Origin of the sequence: Paenibacillus oryzisoli (assembly GCF_001653565.1) — a bacterium.
Lineage (GTDB): Bacteria > Bacillota > Bacilli > Paenibacillales > NBRC-103111 > Paenibacillus_E > Paenibacillus_E oryzisoli.
In genome coordinates this window covers 1-21,313 of the sequence record NZ_LYPB01000071.1, presented here as the reverse complement: position 1 = coordinate 21,313, position 21,313 = coordinate 1, and the positions used below count along the sequence as shown (strand labels likewise).

At 46.8% G+C, this 21,313-nt stretch carries 16 protein-coding genes; 5 read left to right on the top strand and 11 right to left on the bottom strand.

Annotation, left to right across the window (positions count from 1 at the left end):
- Positions 1 to 71: 71 nt before the first annotated feature.
- The 3 genes from A8708_RS16675 to A8708_RS16665 all read right to left on the bottom strand — a co-directional run bounded on the left by A8708_RS16675 (position 72) and on the right by A8708_RS16665 (position 2,692).
- A complete protein-coding gene (locus tag A8708_RS16675; protein ID WP_068665399.1) occupies positions 72 to 719 on the bottom strand; it encodes an XTP/dITP diphosphatase in 648 nt (215 codons plus the stop codon).
- A complete protein-coding gene (gene rph / locus A8708_RS16670) occupies positions 703 to 1,461 on the bottom strand; it encodes a ribonuclease PH (protein WP_068665397.1) in 759 nt (252 codons plus the stop codon). The genes A8708_RS16675 and rph overlap by 17 nt, the downstream gene beginning before the upstream one ends.
- A 181-nt stretch (positions 1,462 to 1,642) precedes the next feature.
- On the bottom strand, positions 1,643 to 2,692 hold the full coding sequence (locus A8708_RS16665) for a GerMN domain-containing protein (RefSeq protein ID WP_068665395.1): 1,050 nt from the start codon (positions 2,690 to 2,692) through the stop codon (positions 1,643 to 1,645).
- Between the two features lie 270 nt (positions 2,693 to 2,962).
- Here A8708_RS16665 and A8708_RS34890 point away from each other — a divergent pair, with 270 nt between their 5' ends.
- Positions 2,963 to 3,925 carry a phosphatidylglycerophosphatase A family protein gene (locus tag A8708_RS34890; protein ID WP_082927576.1) on the top strand — a complete coding sequence of 321 codons (963 nt, stop codon included), beginning with the start codon at positions 2,963 to 2,965 and terminating at the stop codon, positions 3,923 to 3,925.
- A gap of 730 nt (positions 3,926 to 4,655) precedes the next feature.
- Here A8708_RS34890 and A8708_RS16655 read toward each other — a convergent pair.
- From A8708_RS16655 to A8708_RS16645, 3 genes are read right to left on the bottom strand one after another with little or no spacing between them, the layout of a single operon-like run.
- Entirely contained in the window at positions 4,656 to 5,633 is a 978-nt protein-coding gene (locus A8708_RS16655; protein WP_068665393.1) for an MBL fold metallo-hydrolase, read from the bottom strand.
- Positions 5,634 to 5,643: 10 nt separating this feature from the next.
- Positions 5,644 to 6,375: a class I SAM-dependent methyltransferase gene (locus tag A8708_RS16650; RefSeq protein WP_068665391.1), complete on the bottom strand. Its 732-nt coding sequence runs from the start codon at positions 6,373 to 6,375 to the stop codon at positions 5,644 to 5,646.
- Positions 6,376 to 6,422: 47 nt separating this feature from the next.
- Positions 6,423 to 7,097, bottom strand: coding sequence for a DUF6483 family protein (locus A8708_RS16645; protein WP_068665390.1), 675 nt, complete (start codon positions 7,095 to 7,097; stop codon positions 6,423 to 6,425).
- Positions 7,098 to 7,292: 195 nt separating this feature from the next.
- Here A8708_RS16645 and A8708_RS16640 point away from each other — a divergent pair, with 195 nt between their 5' ends.
- The gene (locus tag A8708_RS16640; RefSeq protein WP_028556998.1) at positions 7,293 to 7,514 is read left to right on the top strand and encodes a helix-turn-helix domain-containing protein; all 222 of its coding nucleotides are present in this window, start codon (positions 7,293 to 7,295) and stop codon (positions 7,512 to 7,514) included.
- Between the two features lie 697 nt (positions 7,515 to 8,211).
- On the opposite strand, the gene A8708_RS16635 is transcribed toward A8708_RS16640, so the two are convergent.
- From A8708_RS16635 to A8708_RS16620, 4 genes are all read right to left on the bottom strand, one after another.
- Entirely contained in the window at positions 8,212 to 10,320 is a 2,109-nt protein-coding gene (locus tag A8708_RS16635) for a molybdopterin oxidoreductase family protein (protein ID WP_082927574.1), read from the bottom strand.
- A gap of 57 nt (positions 10,321 to 10,377) precedes the next feature.
- Complete coding sequence (gene nirD, locus A8708_RS16630) at positions 10,378 to 10,731, bottom strand: nitrite reductase small subunit NirD (RefSeq protein WP_068665387.1); 354 nt, start codon at positions 10,729 to 10,731, stop codon at positions 10,378 to 10,380.
- Positions 10,732 to 10,764: 33 nt separating this feature from the next.
- Positions 10,765 to 13,191 carry a nitrite reductase large subunit NirB gene (gene nirB, locus A8708_RS16625; RefSeq protein WP_068665385.1) on the bottom strand — a complete coding sequence of 809 codons (2,427 nt, stop codon included), beginning with the start codon at positions 13,189 to 13,191 and terminating at the stop codon, positions 10,765 to 10,767.
- 255 nt (positions 13,192 to 13,446) lie between these two features.
- Positions 13,447 to 14,688, bottom strand: a complete 1,242-nt coding sequence (locus A8708_RS16620) for a nitrate/nitrite transporter (protein ID WP_068665383.1) — start codon at positions 14,686 to 14,688, stop codon at positions 13,447 to 13,449.
- Between the two features lie 466 nt (positions 14,689 to 15,154).
- Here A8708_RS16620 and A8708_RS16615 point away from each other — a divergent pair, with 466 nt between their 5' ends.
- Together A8708_RS16615 and A8708_RS16610 are read left to right on the top strand one after the other, a co-directional pair.
- On the top strand, positions 15,155 to 15,805 hold the full coding sequence (locus A8708_RS16615) for an ANTAR domain-containing response regulator (RefSeq protein WP_239696729.1): 651 nt from the start codon (positions 15,155 to 15,157) through the stop codon (positions 15,803 to 15,805).
- The gene (locus A8708_RS16610) at positions 15,802 to 16,833 is read left to right on the top strand and encodes an anthranilate phosphoribosyltransferase (protein WP_068665381.1); all 1,032 of its coding nucleotides are present in this window, start codon (positions 15,802 to 15,804) and stop codon (positions 16,831 to 16,833) included. The genes A8708_RS16615 and A8708_RS16610 overlap by 4 nt, the downstream gene beginning before the upstream one ends.
- 356 nt (positions 16,834 to 17,189) lie before the next feature.
- Here A8708_RS16610 and A8708_RS16605 read toward each other — a convergent pair whose 3' ends face one another.
- Positions 17,190 to 17,969, bottom strand: coding sequence for a peptidoglycan-binding protein (locus tag A8708_RS16605; protein ID WP_068665379.1), 780 nt, complete (start codon positions 17,967 to 17,969; stop codon positions 17,190 to 17,192).
- A 269-nt stretch (positions 17,970 to 18,238) separates the two neighbouring features.
- Here A8708_RS16605 and A8708_RS16600 point away from each other — a divergent pair, with 269 nt between their 5' ends.
- Positions 18,239 to 21,232 (top strand): efflux RND transporter permease subunit, encoded by a 2,994-nt coding sequence (locus tag A8708_RS16600; RefSeq protein ID WP_068665377.1) that lies wholly within the window; start codon positions 18,239 to 18,241, stop codon positions 21,230 to 21,232.
- Positions 21,233 to 21,313: the final 81 nt, after the last annotated feature.

Genomic DNA, 21,313 nt, shown 5'->3' with positions numbered 1-21,313 from the left:
ACTTGTAGATGACACCTGAAAAATAAAAAAGACCTGCGCCACGCATTCACGTTGGCTGCAGGTCTTTTTATTTAGTTGGTTTGATCAGGAAGCTGATCCAAGAACATACGCAAGGCTTTGGCTCGATGACTCATTTCATTCTTCTCTTCCATGGTCAACTCAGCCATCGTCCGGCCCAGTGATGGGATGTAGAATAACGGATCATAACCAAATCCGCCTTCGCCACGTTTCTCGTGTATGATAAAACCTTGGCAGACATCTTCCGCTTCGATCACTTCATTCGCCACGGGGTCAATTAAACTGAGTGCACAAACGAAGGAGGCCTCACTCAATAAGGGAGGGTGGCCATCCCCAGCGCTAAGCTCGATCCGATCTTCCAACTCATGCAAAGCCTGAAGCAGTCTGGCATTATTGTCAGCATCCGTAGCATCTTCACCCGCGTAGCGTGCTGAATATACGCCTGGATCACCACCTAATGCCCTCACACACAAACCAGAATCATCAGCTAATACAGGAACATGAAGATGCGCTGAAATGATCTGTGCCTTAATGCGCGCATTCTCTGCAAAAGTCTTCCCACTCTCGACAATTTCAGGTAAATCCGAGTAATCCGCTAAGCTTCGAACCTTATATCCTTTCGCTCCGAAAAGCTTGGCGAACTCTTTCACCTTACCTTCATTGCGCGTTGCGATAACAACAAAATTACTTTGTAGCCGCATGCCCAGCACCTCGAATACGATCTGCGATCGGCCCTAGCACACCGGATTGTACCTCAATCATGGTGTTAATTCCCGCTTCGGCCAGCGCCAACAACTCATCAAGCTCTTTGCGGGAAAACGGCGCATCTTCGCCCGTCCCTTGAACTTCAACGAATTGACCTCGCCCCGTCATCACGACATTCATATCCACTTTGGCCTTGGAGTCCTCTTCGTAATTCAAATCCAGCTTCGGAGTTTCTCCAATAACACCAACACTAACTGCTGCGAGGAAGTCGTTGATTGGGAATTTGGCTAGGTTTTTATCAGTAGCAAGCTTGTTAATTGCGAATGCCATCGCTACGAAAGCACCGGTAATGGATGCCGTACGTGTACCGCCATCTGCCTGGATCACATCACAATCCAGCGTAATGGATCTTTCGCCAAGCGCTTCTAGGCTAACAACCGAACGTAGAGCTCGACCGATCAGACGTTGAATTTCCATCGTCCGTCCACCAAGTTTACCTTTTGCTGCTTCACGCTGATTACGAACTTGCGTTGCCCGCGGCAGCATTGCGTATTCCGCAGTAACCCAGCCTTTCCCTTGCCCTTTCATAAAAGGAGGAACACGTTCCTCTACTGTTGCTGTACAAATGACTTTCGTATCCCCAACCTCAATGAGGACCGAGCCTTCTGCGTGCTTTATATAATGAGGGGTTATTTGCATAGGTCGCAGGTCTTGATCCGTTCTTCCACCAATTCTCATAAATGTCTTTCTCCTCCTGTAGCTACATCTCATGCACAAATCCTTACGCCCCATTGTAACAAACTCATGGAGGAAAAGCATCCTAGCGCTAGTGAATCTGATAAAAAAAGGAAATCCACCAGGTATCCCTCCGTTAATAAACGTCGGGATCACCTGGTGGAACGTGAGTTTAGCAATGGGATTACAGCTTGATCGCAGGATTAATATGCGTTGGTCTCAAAACAGGTTTGCTGTAGTTTTGATTATCTGTAGAAGTAATTTTCACAGCGCCATCCACTTTAATTTGTACTTGTTTAAATGTAGTGTTCTCTGTTAAAGACAAGATGACGGATTGCAAAGCATCCGCAGAAGCTTTCTGATCTGTACCCAGCAGCTTGTTGGAGAAATCCACGGTAATTAAACCTTCGCCTGGCTTAATGCTCTTGAGCTCTGTTGTTGCATTGAGAACAGCACCAAGTCCCTTCTTCTGATCCGGACCTTTAATTAATTGCTCGACCACCGCCTTCGCAACATCGTCCGTTCTCTTAATTAGGCGAGTCACAGGGACATAATATTTGTAATTTTGATCATTTTGATTGAGGAAATAAAGCGTAACCGGTGTAGCTTGACCAAATTCGGTATCTTCTGACTTCTCCAGATTGATACCCATTGTACGTGCTAACGGTGCATCTAGCGGCGTTTTCCCTTTAGGCATTTCTTTCAAATCCTTACCATCCACGCGCAGTTGAACTTTATCAATCGTCTGGAAATTCGTCAAATTCCACGTGATAGCCTCAAGGAGCTTACGCTCATCCTTCACATCGTAATTTAGGAACTCTTTCGAGAAATCAACGATTGCACTCTTGTCTGATTTTACATTCAAACTAATAACCTTAGTTCCCTTCGGCAGAAGCGCTTGGAAACCAGAAGGAAGCTGACTTGTCTCTGGCCCGCCATCCACCATATACTCTAATGTTGTCTTAGCAACGGAGACTGTCTTCGGCAACGCTAGACTTAACGGAGTCACGAAGCCCTTGGCATCTTTCACATACACTGTCATTTGTGATGTGATATCTCCAGACATGTCGACGGTAACGGCAGCTGAAGTTGTCTTCGCATCTACGTCTGTACTTGCCCCAGGAGGAGCATCGATGTCACTTTTCTTTCCACTGCCCAAAATGGAACATCCCGTGGTCAGTAGAACAATCACCCCCGCTAAAGCGGCTGAACGGATCCAATGTTGATGTTTCATTTGCTTATTTCCTCCTTCGATTTCTGCTATTCGCATGGCCTGTACGATGCTTTTTCGTATTACTATGTATACGGGGCTTTGTCCGATTTATAACTACTTTTTGTCCACCTTTCTATGAATCACAAAAAAATTTCGTCGTTAAGAGGATTATGACCAATCTTCGTCATTTCGAACTGGTATGCTATACTAAATACCAGCGTGAAACCGATATACATAGTCACGATCAAACGGATTAACCACTTTCTGACACAGGATCAAGGAGGTCTTACTATGAGAACATTTTTGAAGGAAAAGACCCTCATTTTCAATGAATTTCGAGAAGAGGTTTTCAGTCACTATCCACAAGCTGTCATTGAAGAAGCAGTCGCTAGATTGCTTGTTGAAATAAAAGGCATTAAGAAAATTCCAACCGACTTAATTACAACCACATTGCTCGGGGTATTAAGTAAAACGGAAACTTTCAACGTCATGTCCACACTCATGGAACTTCAAAAAAAGGTGAAGCATGATGCTGAGCTGCTAGCTAGCATGAAAGACCCTGCCTATAACGTTCATCGCACCATTGCGATGTCCATTTGCGGATTATACGGGAGCGGCGCAATCTCATTATTCGGTTTCATCGACTGCAAATTCCGTTTCTTTTTCCCGACGAAAAGACCCAAATCCTTCATCTCCAAGGGGATTTGTGCGATTGTCGCCTCAACCGCGAGTGTCATTATTTCGGACAACGTGAAAGAGGATTACGCCAAACGCAATCTGCAAATGCTCGAGGCTCGAGGCGTGCTGCTGGATGATATGGTCGAGATTCTTGATCAATTGCAGCGCCCTTACAATCCCGATATGCCACGAAGTCTCTGTGAAGAGCATATTCTGGCGGTCCTTCGCAAACAGCAAACCTTCCATGCGCTTCAACTCGCGATCAAGATTGATACAGCGGTTGAGGCCAAAGAATTCAATCCACAATACAATCATATTGTTGGGATGGACGAAGGACTTTTCGGCGTTGATGAAAGCATCGCAACTGCTGTCCCTCTCATGTACGGGACGATTGCACTCACGAATTTCGGCTATCTCGATAAAGCCAAAATCGGTATTATCGAGCAACTCGACAGCGATCACGCTGATGGCAAATGCAATACCTTTATTGACGATATGGTCTGTGGAATTGTGGCAGCCGCTTGTGGTCGATTAGCGCATAATCATACGCCTACGTATAGTAAGCCTTTGAAGTGAGCTTTAGGGGAGAGAGAGTAAAGGTGCAGAGGTGCAGAGGCGCAGAAGATCTGAAGATCTGAAGATCTGAAGATCAGAAGATCAAGAGAACAGTCTAGGGCATTAGGCGACTTGAACCGAAAACCTGCCGGAATATCTCCACTCCCCTTCCGTCTAACGGAACGTAGATCCTTTATTTTGCGTTTTCAGCCCCTTTTCGTCACATAACGGAACGAGAGGACGCTATTTACGTGAAATCCGGGCAAAACATCGCTTATTTGCAATATTAGCGGATCTACGTTCCGTATCTCCGTGGAAGTATCAATTAATTGCATATTAGCGGATCTACGTTCCGTATCTCCGTAGAAGTATCAATTAATTGCATATTAGCGGATCTACGTTCCGTATCTCCTCTCAGACTCAACAAATCAAGCTACTGGTGGATGAGTACAACGCGTTTATGTAACTCATTCATGTATAGTTTGTGTAAGGAGTGCTGTTCGGATCGGAATATGTGTTGGAGTAGCTACGTAGTGTCGTGTTTCCGCGGGATGGAAGCGTTGCATACGGAATGTGGTTCTCTTATTTTTGCGAAAAACGGAAGTTCCATTATTCACCGCTTTCAGCGCTTTTACCCGAAATCTAAGTTTAAGCAACTACGTTCCTCAACTCTGAGAAATATAACGCTTAGAGTAAAAATTTGTGAAACCAAAATCCCCCTTCAACCACTCACGTTGAAGGGGGATTTAACTTATTTGGATATCGCGACGTAGTACACACGATCTGCTTGCGGGTCCACCTGCTGAATGCGGCCTTCGGCCTCCAGCAGGATTAGGTGTGCGATCGTCTCCGACAGCGCGAATCGCATCTGGTGAATACTCAGCCGGTCGCCGAACGTCGCCCGGCACACCTCATAAGCGCTCTGCGGCGCGCTTAGCTGCCCTTCCATGAGCGCGAGCCGCTCATGATGATGGCGCACGAGCTCCTCTGCGCGTGCGCTGAAGCCCTTCCATGGCTCCCGGTGCCCCGGGTAAGCCATCGCAACCGGCAGCCTGCCGATCTCCTGCAGGCTGCTCAAGTATGCGCCGAGCGGGTTTTCTTCCACCTGCGGGAGGAAGGAAACGTTCGGCGATATTTGCGGCAGGACGTGGTCGCCGCAAAATATCACCTGCGCCTCCGCATCGTAGAAGACCAGATGCCCAGCGGCATGGCCGGGGGTCTCGATGGCTTCATAGACGCGGTCGCCGAGGCGCACAGGCCCTTCACGCAGCAGGGTAACCTGCGGCTGCGGGGAGACCAGATCGACGAAGCTCACCATGTGCTTCGTCATCTCAATCAGCCCGGCTTCGGGGAAGCCATGCCGGGCAAAAAGCTCCAGGAGCAGCGGAGACATCGGCTGCTCCGGGCCCCACAGGAGCTGCACTTGCGCGTATCCGGTCTCCGAGAGGAGAACCGGTGCGCCCGTGCGCTCCTGGAACCAACCGGCCATCCCGTAGTGGTCGGGATGGTGGTGGGTGAGCACGATTTGTTCCACGTTCTCATACCCAATCCCTTGCTCCTCGAGCACTTGCTCCCAGAGCGCTTCCGCTTCCGGCGTGTGCAGTCCCGGATCGATTACCGTGTAACCGTTGCTGCCGCGAATCAGGTAAGCATTCACCCACCGCAAAGGGAATGGCAACGGCACTTTCACTTGTGTAATTTCATCTGTATGTACGGTCACGACGTTCATATCCCGGTAGTCATCCTTCCCTCTGTCCAACAAAAATCATCCGACTCGAAACTTCTGGCGAATACGCCTGACCTTCATAGTCACCGTATACATGATCAATATGTAATCCCGCTTTGGCCAACATCGCCTCAAATACCGGACGCTCGTACAACTTCACCTGTTCCAAATAATGCCGATCAGGTGCCCCCGCTTGAGAGATCGTGATCCGTTTGCGCACGCAGCCATTTTCGATCGTTCTCATCTCACGAATGGTCAAATCATCTACCTTCCGTTCCGACTGCGGGACCAAGTTCTCCTTCACATAAACCGGATTCAGAAAATCAATTATGAAACGACCTTCCTTTTTTAACAGTCGATGCATCTCGTGAAGCACTTTCTCATTCTGCTCATCTTCATCAAAATAACCAAAAGACGTAAACAAATTCACAACTGCATCAAACGGCTCACAGAGCGGTACATCCCGCATATCACCGTTAATCCAAGTCACTTGCTCTTTTCCACTCTGCTTAATGGCTTCCTGTAACAACACTTGCGACAAATCCACGCCTGTGACGGTATAACCACACTCCGCAAGCGCCATCGAATGCCGACCCATCCCACAACAAAGATCTAGAAGTCGAGCTCCTTGCTCAAGCTCCAACCAGTCCACCATTTTCTTCACTTCATCGTATGCGCCTTGCATGTCTCTATGTTTGTACACAAGTAAATAATCATCGCCAAAACTTTCTTGGTACCATGCCATCTTTTCAACACCCTCAGCTTTATAATAATAATTCTACGATTAAAATGTTATAAGAGCATCTTCTGTTTCATGATCGTTAAACCTTCTAGCACTTCTTCCCTGCTAAAATTCCCAGCCTTCAATTGCTCGTCCTGAGCCCCAAGCAGTTTTTCGTAAAAAATAAGACCTCGCTCCAGGATCTCTGACTTCTCCGGATGATCCTCCATGTAATGAAACAAAACATCTTCAACCTTCGCATAATTACCTTGTTTCTCATAATGTAGAAATAGCAACTTCTGTATCTCTTCTGGGATTCGCCAGCCCTTCAATAACTCCAAACTCTGTACCAATCTTAAGGCAATTTCCTGATTGACCTCATCTTCCGGCTCAACTTCATCTGAAAGCGATACATGGAGGAGTAGATCCAACGATTTCAAATAGGCCCAATACGCCTCCCCATCTTCTTCATGCTGCAGCAGCAGGTTTCCTTGCCCCACGAACATATCACTAATAACTAACGCCTTCGCCGTATCAATACTCCCTTGGTAGGATAGCAATTCCAGAATATCCTTACTGGATAATGACTGGAGGGAACGAATATTCAAACCCAACAAATGACGACTGACTTCATCTAGCTGTCTCTGCGCATCTTCAATTGGGATATGTTCCTTGTTAAAAAGAATCCGATGCAGCACCACCGTCAATTGTTCAATCTGTCGCATCAAATAATCACGCCTGAACATCCGAAGCAGCCCCTTTCGGTTACGAATACACCTTAATTCAGCTTACCACGCCTAGCGCTGAAACTCAAAAATACATTCCGCCTATTTTTCTCCGGATACCGCACCATTGACAGCAGCCCTTCATAAACTAATTTTGACTGTATCCCTTAACCTTGTAATTCCCAATACCCGAGCAAGGAGGGGTGACACACATCCATGGGCAGCGACCACAAAAACAAATTTTTACTTACGAACCGCGAACGCGAAGTATTCGAACTCTTAGTGCAGGACAAAACGACAAAGGATATCGCACAGCAGCTTTTCATTAGTGAAAAGACTGTGAGGAATCATATATCGAACGTCATGCAGAAATTAAATGTCAAGGGTCGTTCACAAGCGGTTGTAGAACTGATTAAGCTTGGGGAATTAAAGATCTGATTCCGTCACCAGCAAAGGGATCCATGCAAGCCACCCACCCTCCTTCGGAGGGGAACGGGGGCTTTTATGTTTGTCTTTAGATTCTATTCAACTCTCTATTCCATTTCTACATTGACCTAATGTACCAGTCACAGTGCCAATTAACTACCCAATTACCGGCACGAACAAAATTAACTGGATTTTGTACATCTAAAATTGCTTAAAATCCATTGAAATTAAATTTAGATGGATTTTATGTAGTTATATTGGCTCATTTTAGTAGAATTGAGGTAAATGGGATAAATTAACTGTACATTTTCCATCTAAATGGAATATTTAGCGTGATTCCGCGGAAATAACTGTATAAAATCCAGTTAAAGTATAAAACGATGTTTGTGGCGGTGACTCGAGGTGCCAGAGGATTCCAAGTTGAGGTTAGCCGAGCTGGATACTGATTGGTGGTTTGTGTTTGATGTTTGATGTTTGATGTTTGGTGTTTGATGTTTGATGTTTGATGTTTGATGTTTGGTGTTTGATGTTTGGTGTTTGGTGTTTGGTGTTTGGTGTTTGATCTTTGATCTTTGATGTTTGGTGTTTGTGTTTGGTTTGAAATTTGGTGGTTCGCAGTTCGGGGTTGTTAAGGCCCGGAGCCGGGTAATGGTGTAATGATCTAACCAAATAAACACCCCAGCTGGATTCCCAACTGGGGTGCTCTATTTCAATCCACTCTCTCAACCCTCACCGCACAAATCTTAAACTCTGGCATCCGACTCGTTGGATCCAAGGCGTCGTTCGTCAACACGTTGATCGAATGCTCGTCGCCCCAATGGAAAGGCACGAAGACGGTGCGAGGCTGGATCCCCTCGGTGACCTTGACTTGGAAGACCAAAGAACCACGCCGGCTGGTGATCCGGATTTTTTGTTCCACGCTTAGGCCGATTCGTTTGGCCAAAGATGGATGGATTTCGGCAACAGGTACAGGTGCCTTCTTATGAAGAGCTTCGGTGCGGCGCGTTTGCGCACCGCTTAAATAATGGTTGGCCAGACGCCCAGTAGTGAGCACGAAGGGAAAGTCGCTATCTATGGGTTCTGCAGGCATTTTCGGCTGTATGCCGAACAAGAGGGCTTTGCCATCCGCATGATGAAAATGATCTTGGAATAAATGCGGTGTTCCCGGATGGTCAGCTGACCCGCATGGCCAGAAGATCCCTTTCTCCTTTTGCAAACGTTCGTAAGTGATGCCGCTATAATCAGCTTTGCCACCTGCACTAGCTGCGGCTAGTTCACGAAACACGTCTTCAATACCCGCATATTGAAAGTAAGCGCCTCGTCCAAGTGCATCAGCCAGTTCGCTGATAATGTGATAATCAAGCTTGCAATTGCCTGGGGGCTCCATAGCTTTCTGCCGATGAAATACGCGCCCCTCCAAGTTGGTCATGGTCCCTTCTGCTTCAGCGAAGGAAGAACCGGGCAACAAGTAATGGGCATATCGTGCCGTTTCGGTTTCGAACATATCTACGACGACGAGTAGATCCAGCTTTTGCAATGCTCGCTCAACCATCCGATTATTCGGACTTGAAACGAGCGGATTCGATCCTAGCACAATTAATGCCTTAATCTCGCCTTCGTCGATTTTCTGCAACAGTTCGTAAGCTGAGACGCCTTTACCGGGCAACTCCTGCGGATCGATGCCCCACACTTTCGCCACATGCTCACGCGCAGCGGGATCTTCAATCAGGCGGTAACCCGGGAGCTGGTCGGCTTTCTGCCCATGCTCACGACCACCTTGGCCGTTCGCTTGCCCCGTCACAGCGCCATAACCGCAGCCTGAACGTCCTATTTTACCCGTGAGCAGTGCAAGGTTAATGTAATTGAGTGTATTCTCAACCCCATTCACTTGCTGCTCCAACCCTCTCGCCGTTAGCACGATGCCCGTCTCCGCCTTGGCGAAACCACGAGCGATTGTCCGTACCACCGCTTCAAGGATGCCCGTTACATACTCAACACGAGCCGGTGTAAATGATTTGACAGCTTCTTTCACTTGTTCGAAACCGGACGTACGTGATTGAATGAACTTGTGATCAACGAGATTCTCCTCGATCATGACATGCAAGAGTCCATTAATGAACACGGAATCAAAACCAGGTTGCAGCCTCACATGAATATCTGCCGTTTTGGAAGTCATGGTATTACGCGGATCAATGGTCACGATCACGGCGCCTTTTTTCTTTGCTTCCAATAGATAGGGCATCATCGTAGGCTGACATTCCGCAATATTCGTGCCTGCTAGGATGATATATTTCGCATTCGGAATTTCTGATAGAGGCATCGTCATCCCGCGATCGATACCGAAAGCTTTATTACTCGCAGCCGCTGCCGATGACATACAGTAACGACCGTTATAATCAATATATTTGGACCTAAGCGCTACGCGTGTAAACTTCCCAAGTAAGTAACTTACTTCATTCGTTAAGGATCCGCCGCCATAAACACCGATCGCATCGCGCCCATGTTCCGCTTGCAATGCGTGAATTCGCTGCGCAATATCCTCGTAAGCCGACTCCCAAGCGACTTGCCGCCAATGTCCTACTCTAGCCTTCTCCCTATAGAGCGGCTCCATAATCCGTTCCGCATGAACGACATGTTCCAAGGCATTCAAACCCTTTTGACATAAACGACCTGTTGCCACTGGGAAATGACCACTCGGCTTAATGGTTAAGCCCTCTGTCTTCTCACTAGGTATTATCTCCAAACCACACTGCATACTGCAAAAGCAACAATGGGAGGAGGGTTGTTCATCCGTTAATGTAACCAATGTTGATTTCATCGCTCCCACCCCCGCAGATCTAGCTCTCTTAATAGGTATATTTAGGTTATATAAGGGCTAACTAGCCATTTCATTATGGATGGGAAATCCGATATATACATCTCCAGCCTCATCTACTTTGGTCAGGTACGTTTTCACGCAGCCAGTATCCGGAGCTTGCACAAGACCAGAAGGCAAATGAATTTTGCGATCATGCATAGGGCAGAATACGTGGTCATCACAGACGATGCCTTCGGCAAGAACGCCCTCTTTATGGGGACAACGATTTTGGATCGCTTGAAGTTTACCACTTTTCAATTTGAATAAGGCAACCTCTTCTCCTTGATAACGAATCGTCCTCCCTGTATTAAAAGCTAAATCCTCATAGGAAACGGCTTGCACCCAGATCATTTGCTCATTTTGTGTAATCATTTTCTCTGCTCCTCCCTGTTTATCTCTCTATTTCTACTTCAGTTCAACAACTTCATAGAGATCACGTTGGATTTTCTTGCTATCGATGGCTTGCCTCCATGGATCTTGTGTTACGGATAAGGCCAAATCCATACGTTCACACAATTGTTTGCGCTCTGCCTCGTTCTCAACAACCTCACGAATATGCTCAATGCCCAGACGGTGCACCCATTCGCTCGTACGCTCGCCGTACTTCCCTGTTTCTCGGTAATATTGCAGATACGCTTCGGTATATTCGATGATTTCTTCTTCGGTCTTCACTGTGCTCATCAAATCACCAACGCGGACTTTCACGCCACCGTTGCCACCTGCATACAGCTCCCATCCGCCATCGACGGATACGACACCGAGATCCTTAATGCCTGATTCTGCACAGTTTCGCGGGCAGCCGGATACAGCAAGCTTCACTTTCGCCGGTGTATTCAAGCGTTCAAAACGCTTCTCCAACTCAATACCAACACCCATCGCATCCCCCGTACCAAAACGGCAGAACGTTTCGCCGACACATGTTTTCACGGTCCGTAGCGCTTTCCCATAAGCATACCCCGATGGCATATCCAAGGCTTCCCACATCGCGGTCAAATCTTCTTTTTTCACACCTAGCAAGTCGAGACGCTGTCCGCCAGTAAATTTCACTGTGGGCACGTTGAACTGTTCAGCAACCTCTGCAATGCGCTTAAGCTCCGTCGGATTCGTAACACCGCCATAGATCCGTGGAACAACAGAGTACGTACCGTCCTTTTGAATATTGGCATGCATACGCTCATTGACGAATCGGGACGTGCTGTCATCTTGATAAGATTCAGGGCGAATCATGCCCAAATAATAATTCAATGCTGGGCGGCATTTGGAGCAGCCTTCTTCATTTTTCCATTCAAGGACGTTCATAACTTCGCGTACATGGGATAAACCTTTTTCCCGAATCGCCGTAACGACTTCGTCACGCGTGTGCGTTGTACAGCCACAGATGGTTTCTTTTGCAGCATTTTTATCGTAGGACGCCCCAAGTGTATAAGCTAACAGATCACTCACTAGTGGCTTACATCCTCCACAGGAACGAGATGCTGTTGTACAGTTCTTCACTTCATCAACCGTCGTTAAACCTTGATCCTTAATGGCCGAACAGATGGTCCCTTTCGTTACACCGTTACAACCGCAGATAATCGCGTCATCCTTCATATCCGCTACACCAGAGGCCGCACCGCCACCGCCACTTGAACCATCCGTTAGAATCGCCGTTTTGCCCATCCCACTAATATCTGTTTCTTCCCTAATCATTTGCATAAGTCGCGTACCGTCAGCTGTATCACCAAAAAGTACGGCACCGATAATTTTATTATCCTTAATCACGACTTTCTTATAGACACCTGAGAATTCATCGTGAATACGAATCGCTTTGGTCCCTTCCGCCTCAACGAATTGACCGCCTGAGAATACATCAACACCAGATACTTTGAGCTTCGTGTACAAAATAGAACCTTCATACGGCCCCGTTTCTACGCCAGCCAAATGCTTTGCGAGTACGGCACCTTGCTCATAGAGCGGTGCTACTAGACCATACGCGATGCCTCTGTGCATCGCACATTCACCAACGGCGTACACATTCGGAACGCTTGTTTGCAAGTAATCATTGACAATGATGCCTGGATTGCATTCGATACCAGATTCCTTCGCAAGGGCTACATTCGGCCTGATGCCCACAGCCATTACGATAAGGTCGGCTTCAGCAATCGTGCCATCCTTAAATTTAAGGCCCGTGACGCGTTTATCTCCTACAATCTCTGCCGATTGCTTCTCTAATAGGAAGTTGATGCCTTGCTCTTCGAGAGCCCCTTGCAGCATTTTGGATGCTGTCCGATCCAGCTGACGTTCCATAATCGTATCCACGATATGAACGACATCGACTTTCATCCCGAGATTTAGGAAACCACGCGCTGCTTCTAAGCCTAGCAAACCGCCGCCGATGACAATCGCTTTCTTATACTTTTTAGCCGACTCTATCATAATTTCACAATCTCGGATCGTTCTATAGGCCATGACACCTTCTTTGTCTGCACCAGGCATAGGAATCATGAATGGGTTAGAGCCTGTTGCCAAAATCAATTTATCATAGGAAACCGTCATCCCTTTATCGCTTGTTACGGTTTGGAGCATTGTGTCGATTCCCGTGATGGTTTGATTCGTATATAAGGTAATATGATTGTTCGTATACCATTCATAAGGGTGGATGACGATATCCTCCACTTTGGAGTCGCCGGAGAGGACATAGGACAACAGAATTCGATTGTAGTTGGGATGAGGTTCACTGCCGAAAATCGTAACTTCATATTTATCTGGTGCTAGTTTGAGCAGATGCTCAACGGCATTAACACCTGCCATTCCGTTTCCGACCAGGACTAGCTTCTCTTTCTTGACTGTCATTGTGATCATCCTTCCATCCATATACTATGGCATTCAATTGAATTTAGATTGTTGTGGAAAAGGGTCATTTAGGAGCGGGGCTCCCAAATGACGAAGGTGGGATATGGAGCTTGAGCAGTTCGATTGTTGGGTTGAACTGCAAAGACGCTAGTCGTAACGTCTTTGCCCATACAGCCTGATGTGCAGGCTGCATGAGCAAAAACTTTACCGGTTGTGCCGCTGACCGAGTAGAGTCAGCGGCGTACCTTGCCTACGTTAAGCTTGAACTGTATCCATGTTGGAAGGAGCTGCTTTTACTTTACCGCCTTCACCAATCCATGTACGTTTCCATTGCCCTTGCACAACAGCAATAATGACGATACAGCCAATTGCAATTCCACTAAGAATGAGGAACCCTGGTGTGAACGAACCTGTGGATAGTTTCAGGTTGCCAAGAATTTTGGGCAAGAAGTAACCACCTAAACCTCCTGCTGCTCCAACAATCCCTGTCATTACACCGATTTCCGATTTGAAGCGTTGGGGCACAAGTTGGAATACCGAACCATTCCCCATCCCGAAAGCCATCATGGCAACGAAGAGCATGACCGTTGTTAATGAAAGGGCAGGAAGCGTGGAGATACCGGCCATCATTAAACCAACAACTCCGTAGAGCACCATTAACATGCGAATGCCGCCAATCTTATCTGCGAGCCATCCACCGACAGGACGGAAGAAGCTGCCGCCGATGACACAAAGTGTTGTAAAATCCGCAGCACGTACAGGCGAAAGTCCATATTGCGTATTAAAGAAAATCGTAAGATAAGAGGCCATTCCTACAAAACCACCGAAAGTAACACTATAGAAAATACAGAATAACCAAGAATCCTTTTGCTTCAATACTTTGCCGTACTCTGCAATCGTTTTTGGAGCTGGTTTATTGGGACTATCCTTAGCCAAAATACTAAAAATAACCAGTGTTATCGCGATTGGAATCATGGCAATTCCGAATACAACGTGCCAGTCGCCATAATGTTGTGCTAAACGATTGGCAAACAACGTAGCGAAAATCGTTCCGCTGTTTCCTGCCCCTGCAATCCCCATTGCTAATCCTTGATACTGCGGTGGATACCAAGAGCTCGCGAGCGGTAATGCTGCAGCAAAGCTTGCCCCTGCGATACCAAGCATCAGAGCTACAAAGTACATATCTCCCATCGTGTTCGCGAACTGCCATCCCCAGAATAGTGGAATTAAGGTTAACGAAAGTCCAATCTGTCCTGTTAGTTTGGGACCAATTTTATCCGTTAGTACACCGAGTACTAGTCGTAGGACCGCCCCACCCAATGTTGGCAAAGCAACCAAATTGGCTTTCTGTGCGGCATCTAACCCAAAATCTTTGGCAAGGATGACAGCTAGCGGTCCGAGGAGTACCCAAACCATGAAGCTCATGTCGAAATACAAGAATGAACTGAACAAAGACCCTTTGTGCCCCACTTGCATAAAACTTTTCCGATCAACCATGCAATCCCTCTCCTTTTGTGAGGCTTTTCGCCTTCTTTTTGTCCTATCCATTTGTTTGACTGCACGCCTGACAGAAAAGGCCGACAAACATTCCCGGTCAGTTACGGGATGTTTATCGGCCTCATTGCCACTGCTGCCACTTCCTCGTGAACAGCATGATAGATGTAGTTTTTTCATTACATTGAACATAAAAAGCCTATCCAGTTACGTATTGGTAAGGGGATAGGCACCGTTGCCTTCGCTTAAGTGGCACATCATTGTGCCGATTTCTTAACTTGATTATACGACGCGTTTAATTGTATGTCAATAAACATAACACAAAAATATTATTACAGAGAGTGCGGATAGGATATCGACAAATTTTAGGTGCATATGCTATAGTATTGCCGTATAATAATACCAAATAAGACTAAAACCTAACATGTACTTATCATGAGATAACGTTATTCAAGATGGAGGTATTCCCATGTTACAATCATTCATTCTGATCGACGAGTTCATGACAACTCGCTCAGCTACCTCCTCTGAGCCCTCACTTGCCCTTCGAACGGAAGACACTCAAGGAAAAGAATGTTTACCTGATGAAATCTTGAAGGATTTGGGGTTTCGTATTTATACTTCATCTAATATGAAAGAAATTTCCTTTATCATCCCTAAGATCGATGCTGTATTATTATCAGTAGGTCCCGAACAAGTCACAGATTGGCGAATACGTTTGCTGGCGCAGCGGAGTCTTCCCATCTTCTGGTGGTGTGATAAGCAAACTTTTCCTTCTAATGAATGTAAGATGGATGGGGGCATAGATGGTTTGATTGGCCCGACGATGAGCCCACTCGAAATTCATTGCGCGTTGATACTAGGTGTGAACCATTATTTCCAGCGAACAGAGTGGCATCAGGAGCGCGAACAACTGCTATCCAAGCTCGAAGAACGTAAATGGGTTGATCAGGCGAAGCGAATCTTATGCGAAATCAAAGGCATCTCAGAAGCTGAATCTTATGATTTCCTCCGCAAACAAGCAATGAATGAACGTAAGCGCATGGTTGACGTCGCAACCTCCATCGTCAAGGTATATCAGATACTACAGGATCAGAACAAAGGGGGCCGCAAACGATGATATCCTTATTAAAAGAAGTAGGCCGCGGTAAACGCGGAGCTAGAGATCTTACTTATGAAGAAGCTGCTCAAGCAGCCGAACTCATTCTTACGGGTGCAGCCACTCAAGCTCAAATCGGAGCTTTCCTTGTCGCTGAGCGAATTAAAATGGAATCCCCTGATGAAATCAAAGCCTTTATTCATGCATTACGTAATCGGATCAGCACTTATCCCATGGCAGGAAGTATCGATTGCGCCGGGCCTTATGATGGCCGCTCGCGCACATTTATCGCAACGCTACCAACCGCATTCGTACTCGCAGCCTGCGGATTGCCAACTACGCTGCACGGCAGTCCGAGCATGCCGCCCAAATGGGGCATCACCTTGTCCGATGTGCTTGCGACAATGGGCGTAAACGCACTTGAGGCATCACGCGAAGCACTGGTTTCTGCTGCAGCGCGAACAGGATTCTTGTTTACACCGACCGAAAGCTGGTGTGCGCCACTTGGCGATCTGCGTGAAATTCGCAAAGAACTCGGTTTGAGAACTGTATTCAACACGGCGGAGAAGCTGCTTCGTTTCACTGAAGCTCCTTATATGGCTGTTGGCGTGTTTCATGGCACTGTTTTTGAGAAGGTCACGAATTTATTGATCGAGCTCGGGGTTTCCCGCGGTATAGTGGTGCAAGGAATGGAAGGTTCCGAAGACCTGAGCGTAGAAAAACGAACTCGAACGTATCTCATTCAAGATGGGGCTAGCGAGCTATTCATTGTTGACCCTGAAATTTATGAGCTTATGGTTGAAGTGCCAGAAGTGGAATGGACAGCTGAACTACAAGCCGAAACAACATTGTCTGTATTGCGAGGAGATGCCTCCCTTCCTTACTTAAACATAGTTCTACTCAACAGCGCTGTCCGTTTGTGGGTTTCCCAGAAGGCAGGCTCCATTGAAGAAGGTATCTATATGGCTAGGCATGCGATAGAGCAAGGTGCTGCACTTCGCAAGTATACGGAGTGGACCGAAGCCATTAAACCTGTATCTACGACTTAAAAATGAAGAGGGTCCTAAAGCCATGTGGCTAGGATCCTCTTTTTTGTAGTGTGGGAGCCCAGGGAGTTCAGGGGATCGAACTAGCCAGCCCCCGCCCCCCGCAAAAGTGCATAATGGCAACCTTTCGCAGGAAAATCGCGGATTTTTAGCAAATGCGTGCAAAAAGGCAACTATTTCTACCTCTTCCGACCCTTTTACACCCTCAGGCCCCTAAAAGGTTGCCTTTTTGCACTTTTGATCTCCCTATTGGGCCATCCGCTCGAAAATAAGTGTATTTTCGCATCTTTGGTCTCCCCGCTGGATGCTACAGAGCACGAAACAAAGGAGCTACGCGCCAAAGCGCTAGCTCCTTATCTCTATTTTCCAATAAACTGTTGGGTAAACATTTTACCGCACGGTCCGCCATCTACAATGCCGATACCAATATGCGTGTAATCTTTGCTAAGTATATTCGCCTTATGCCCCGGTGAGTTCATTAACGCTTCATGCGCTGCCGCGACACTTTGATTACAAGCAATATTCTCCCCTGCTGCATTATACGTAATTCCGAATTTCTCCATCATATCGAAGGGTGAGCCGTACGTTGGTGAATCGTGAGAAAAATATTTGTTGTCTACCATATCTTGGCTCTTTAGACGAGCTGTCTTGGTAAGTTCCAGATCCGCTGTAAGCGCGGCAAGACCCATAGCTGCTCGCTCTTTATTTACAAGATCCAGCATTTGCTGCTCTTCTACCGTTAAACCTGACGTAGGTGGAACCTCTGGTACAGGTGTTGGACTCGGTGTAATATCCTGCTTCGGTGCAGGTGTTGGTGCTGGCGTTGGCGTCGCCTTCTTGGGAATTTTCAAATTCCCATAAGCCCAAAGTATGGATTGTAAGGTTTGATCGTCAATATTTCCCGTTACGGGCAAACCGTATCTACTTTGAAACGCTTTAACCCCAGCTTGTGTTTGATTGCCGTAATAACCTGTAATCGGGCCTGAGTAGTAACCTAGAGACTTCAACATCCCTTGAACGGCGTAGACATCAGGGCCTTTTGCACCTTTGCCATACGCAAATACAGTCGTTGTGGAAGCACTGAACAAGACCACACAGATGAGGACTATCCAGATCAACTTCTTTTTGCCTTGTAACATGCGTTACGTTCACTTCCTGTCGTCTTCAGTATCTTCGTCACACGATGGACGATAAGGGTAGCATTTCCTCCAAGGCAATCTTTTATCCAAATCATGAAAATTCTATCTCGCTCATCCCCTATTTACATATATCAATCAGAAAATGGAATTCTACACCTAAGAGAAATCTCCAACTCTAGACCGAGTTGAAACCAACCCTCAGCCATATTCGCGTTATTTTTGCTGCGATACTTGTGACTAGAGAAATAAAGATAGAGGGAGCGAGTCGTGTGACATGGTTTACGAAATGGGCTTTCAGTAACAGGGCAGCAGTCATTTTCTTGGTGCTATTAATCTTAGGCACGGGAATAGGCAGTTATTTTAAATTGCCAATGGAATTTTTGCCGAGTGCAGATTTTCCGCAGATTAGTGTTACGGTTGTCGGGCAAGGTTACGATGCCAAATCCATGCTAGATAGTGCAACTACCCCCATAGAGAAAGCTGTCTCCAGCGTACCAGGAAAGAAAGAAGTCTTCTCCACATCTTCCGATGGCTTTATGAAAATTGATTTGACATTTGATTCGGATATTTCAATGAAGGATGCCCAAGCCAGCGTGCAAGAAGCGCTATCCACAATTGTTCTCCCTGCGGGAATGTCGAAACCATTCGTTATTCGATTAAATACCTCGATGATTCCGCTCTCCTGGGTATCTCTTAACTTTAAAGATGGCATCACTAAACAAAATGTCGAGTTAGCTCAAGAGAAAATTTTGCCAGAGTATCAGAAAATTAGAGGTCTTGCTAGCGTAGCACTTGGTGGAACATCCGTATCCCAGGTGATCATTCACCCTGATCAAGGGAAGCTGGCCGCTGCGAAATTACCCCCTCAAGTGCTGATGGGCGTCCTTCAAGGGCAGAATGTCACTATGAATGTTGGTGAAAGACCCATTGATGGCAAAACGAGCGCTATTAAGGTCGTTGGCAATCTCGACGATCTCCAAACACTGAATCATTTAACAGTTGCACCAGGCGTCCAATTAAAAGATGTTGCAACGGTTGAAGTAGCCTCAAATAAAGATACACTGACTCGTATTAACGGCAAGGATTCCCTTACGTTGGTTGTAACCAAGGACGCTAGTTCCAATGCGGTTGATATCTCTAAGGAAGTTGATAAAATCTCAGAAGAAATCGCGACGAAATATCCAGGTGCGACAGCTGAGGTGATTTATTCCACAGCTGAATCTGTCGTCACTTCCGTGAACAGTATGATGAGAGAAGTGCTGCTTGGTTCCTTATTTGCAACAATCGTAATTCTGATCTTCCTTAGAAATGTTCGTTCCACATTCATTACAATTGTGTCTATTCCTCTTTCACTTGGATTAACATTATTCCTGCTGTCCCAATCCGGTGTGACATTGAATATTTTGACGCTTGGCGGTGTCGCAGTAGCCGTAGGTCGACTCGTTGATGACAGTATTGTTGTTATCGAAAATATTTTCCGAAGAACCCAGAAGTCGGAGTTCTCCAAAGAATTAATAATGGATGCCACACGCGAGGTGGCTAGAGCGATTACCGCTTCTACCTTAACAACGGTTGCCGTGTTCCTGCCGCTTGGGCTTCTGAAAGGCTCATTGCAAGCGTTCCTGCTTCCATTTGCCCTAACCGTTACTTACTCCCTGCTGTCCTCCTTGCTCGTAGCATTAACCGTCGTACCATTGATGAGCGCTTGGTTGCTGCGCAATACGAAACTAAAAGAGCATAAAGAGTCGCAAGGTCTAAGGAGCATTTTATCCTGGAGTTTGAACCATAAATTCATCTCCATATTGGTTTCTCTTATTCTGTTTGGGGGTTCGATTGCCCTTTACTTCGTCATGCCAAAAGGCGCAGTTGGAGGCTCCACTGCAAGCCAGTTGAGTGTTACACTTTCCTACACACCAGAAACTCCAATTTCAACCGTGCGCGACAAAGCCATGGAATTAGAGAGATTCATGCTTGGGCAAAGTGAGCTTGATCATCTCATTCTGCAACAAGGGAATACCGAAAATAATGCCAAATGGGGTAGTGTAGCACCTCCAACGAATGCAACCTTTCAAGTATTCATGAAAAAAGATGGTGATACACAGCATTTTATTGATGCGGTTCTCACTCAAAAATCTAAATATCCAGATGCCGATTTGCAAGCAGGCGGTGGCAGCTTCGATGGCAACAGCGGTTCAGCGATTACCGTTGATTTGACGGGAGATTCTGCCAAGAGTTTGGACCAAGCTGCAACGGATGTCATTGGGGCCATTAAAGGGATTGAAGGCGTCGAGAAAGTGACGAGTAATCAAAACGTAACGAAACCGGGCTACTCGATTACGGTTGATCCTGCACGCGCGAAACCTGAGGAAATCGCAGGCACGATCCGCTCCCTCATGAACCCAACACCGATAGGTTCCATGAAGCTGGAGAACAAAGAAATCCCAGTTGTGCTCGATGCTTTGATTAATCCGTCAACGATTTCAGACCTATCGAATATTCAAATCATGACAGCAACGGGACCAGCAGCCTTGACCTCTGTTGCGAAAATCGAAAAGACGAATGAGTCCAACACGATCCTTCATAAGAATAATCAACAATTCTTGCGTGTGACGGCGCTTGTTGACTCAACGAAACTCTCCAAAATCAATACAGAGATCACGAAAAACACGAAGGATTTGAAACTGCCGGCAGGCGTCGCTTTGATGGTAGGTGGAGCATCTGCTGAGCAATCCAGTGATTTTGCCGACTTATTCATGACCATGGGCATCTCCATTGGGATCGTACTCCTTATCATGATTATTACGTTCAAATCGTTCCGTGCTCCGATTGCGAGTTTGGTTTCCCTTCCATTCGCAGCTGTTGGTGCTATTGTCGGGATGATGATTACAAAAACGTCATTCGACGTAACCTCGATCTTCGGATTCTTGATGCTGATCGGTATCGTCGTGACGAATGCCATCGTGTTGATTGACCGTGTGAAGCAAAACGAAGAGCACATGACCATCCGTGAGTCTTTGCTGGAAGCCGCGGCTACTCGGATGCGTCCGATCTTAATGACAGCCGTAGCAACCATATGTGCAATGGTACCACTGGTCCTAGCCAAAGCCGAAGAAGGCAGCATCGTTTCCCGCGGCTTAGCAGTCGTTGTTATCGGAGGTCTGACTTCAGCAACGATTTTTACGCTGATTATGGTCCCGACGGTGTACGAGCTACTCCATGCTAGAAAAGCAAAACGCCAAAGAAGACGGCTTGGCAGTATGTAATAAGTGGTGGGGCTTGGGAGCGGGCGCGGGGAGGCGGAGCGATGGAGTTCAAGGGGGAGCGCGGGCGGGCGGGCGGAACGC

Coding starts and splice junctions, on each gene's coding strand:
- A8708_RS16675 (WP_068665399.1), bottom strand. CDS start 719: ATGCGGCTACAAAGTAATTTTGTTGTTATCGCAACGCGCAATGAAGGT.
- rph (WP_068665397.1), bottom strand. CDS start 1,461: ATGAGAATTGGTGGAAGAACGGATCAAGACCTGCGACCTATGCAAATA.
- A8708_RS16665 (WP_068665395.1), bottom strand. CDS start 2,692: ATGAAACATCAACATTGGATCCGTTCAGCCGCTTTAGCGGGGGTGATT.
- A8708_RS34890 (WP_082927576.1), top strand. CDS start 2,963: ATGAGAACATTTTTGAAGGAAAAGACCCTCATTTTCAATGAATTTCGA.
- A8708_RS16655 (WP_068665393.1), bottom strand. CDS start 5,633: ATGAACGTCGTGACCGTACATACAGATGAAATTACACAAGTGAAAGTG.
- A8708_RS16650 (WP_068665391.1), bottom strand. CDS start 6,375: ATGGCATGGTACCAAGAAAGTTTTGGCGATGATTATTTACTTGTGTAC.
- A8708_RS16645 (WP_068665390.1), bottom strand. CDS start 7,097: ATGTTCAGGCGTGATTATTTGATGCGACAGATTGAACAATTGACGGTG.
- A8708_RS16640 (WP_028556998.1), top strand. CDS start 7,293: ATGGGCAGCGACCACAAAAACAAATTTTTACTTACGAACCGCGAACGC.
- A8708_RS16635 (WP_082927574.1), bottom strand. CDS start 10,320: ATGAAATCAACATTGGTTACATTAACGGATGAACAACCCTCCTCCCAT.
- nirD (WP_068665387.1), bottom strand. CDS start 10,731: ATGATTACACAAAATGAGCAAATGATCTGGGTGCAAGCCGTTTCCTAT.
- nirB (WP_068665385.1), bottom strand. CDS start 13,191: ATGACAGTCAAGAAAGAGAAGCTAGTCCTGGTCGGAAACGGAATGGCA.
- A8708_RS16620 (WP_068665383.1), bottom strand. CDS start 14,688: ATGGTTGATCGGAAAAGTTTTATGCAAGTGGGGCACAAAGGGTCTTTG.
- A8708_RS16615 (WP_239696729.1), top strand. CDS start 15,155: ATGTTACAATCATTCATTCTGATCGACGAGTTCATGACAACTCGCTCA.
- A8708_RS16610 (WP_068665381.1), top strand. CDS start 15,802: ATGATATCCTTATTAAAAGAAGTAGGCCGCGGTAAACGCGGAGCTAGA.
- A8708_RS16605 (WP_068665379.1), bottom strand. CDS start 17,969: ATGTTACAAGGCAAAAAGAAGTTGATCTGGATAGTCCTCATCTGTGTG.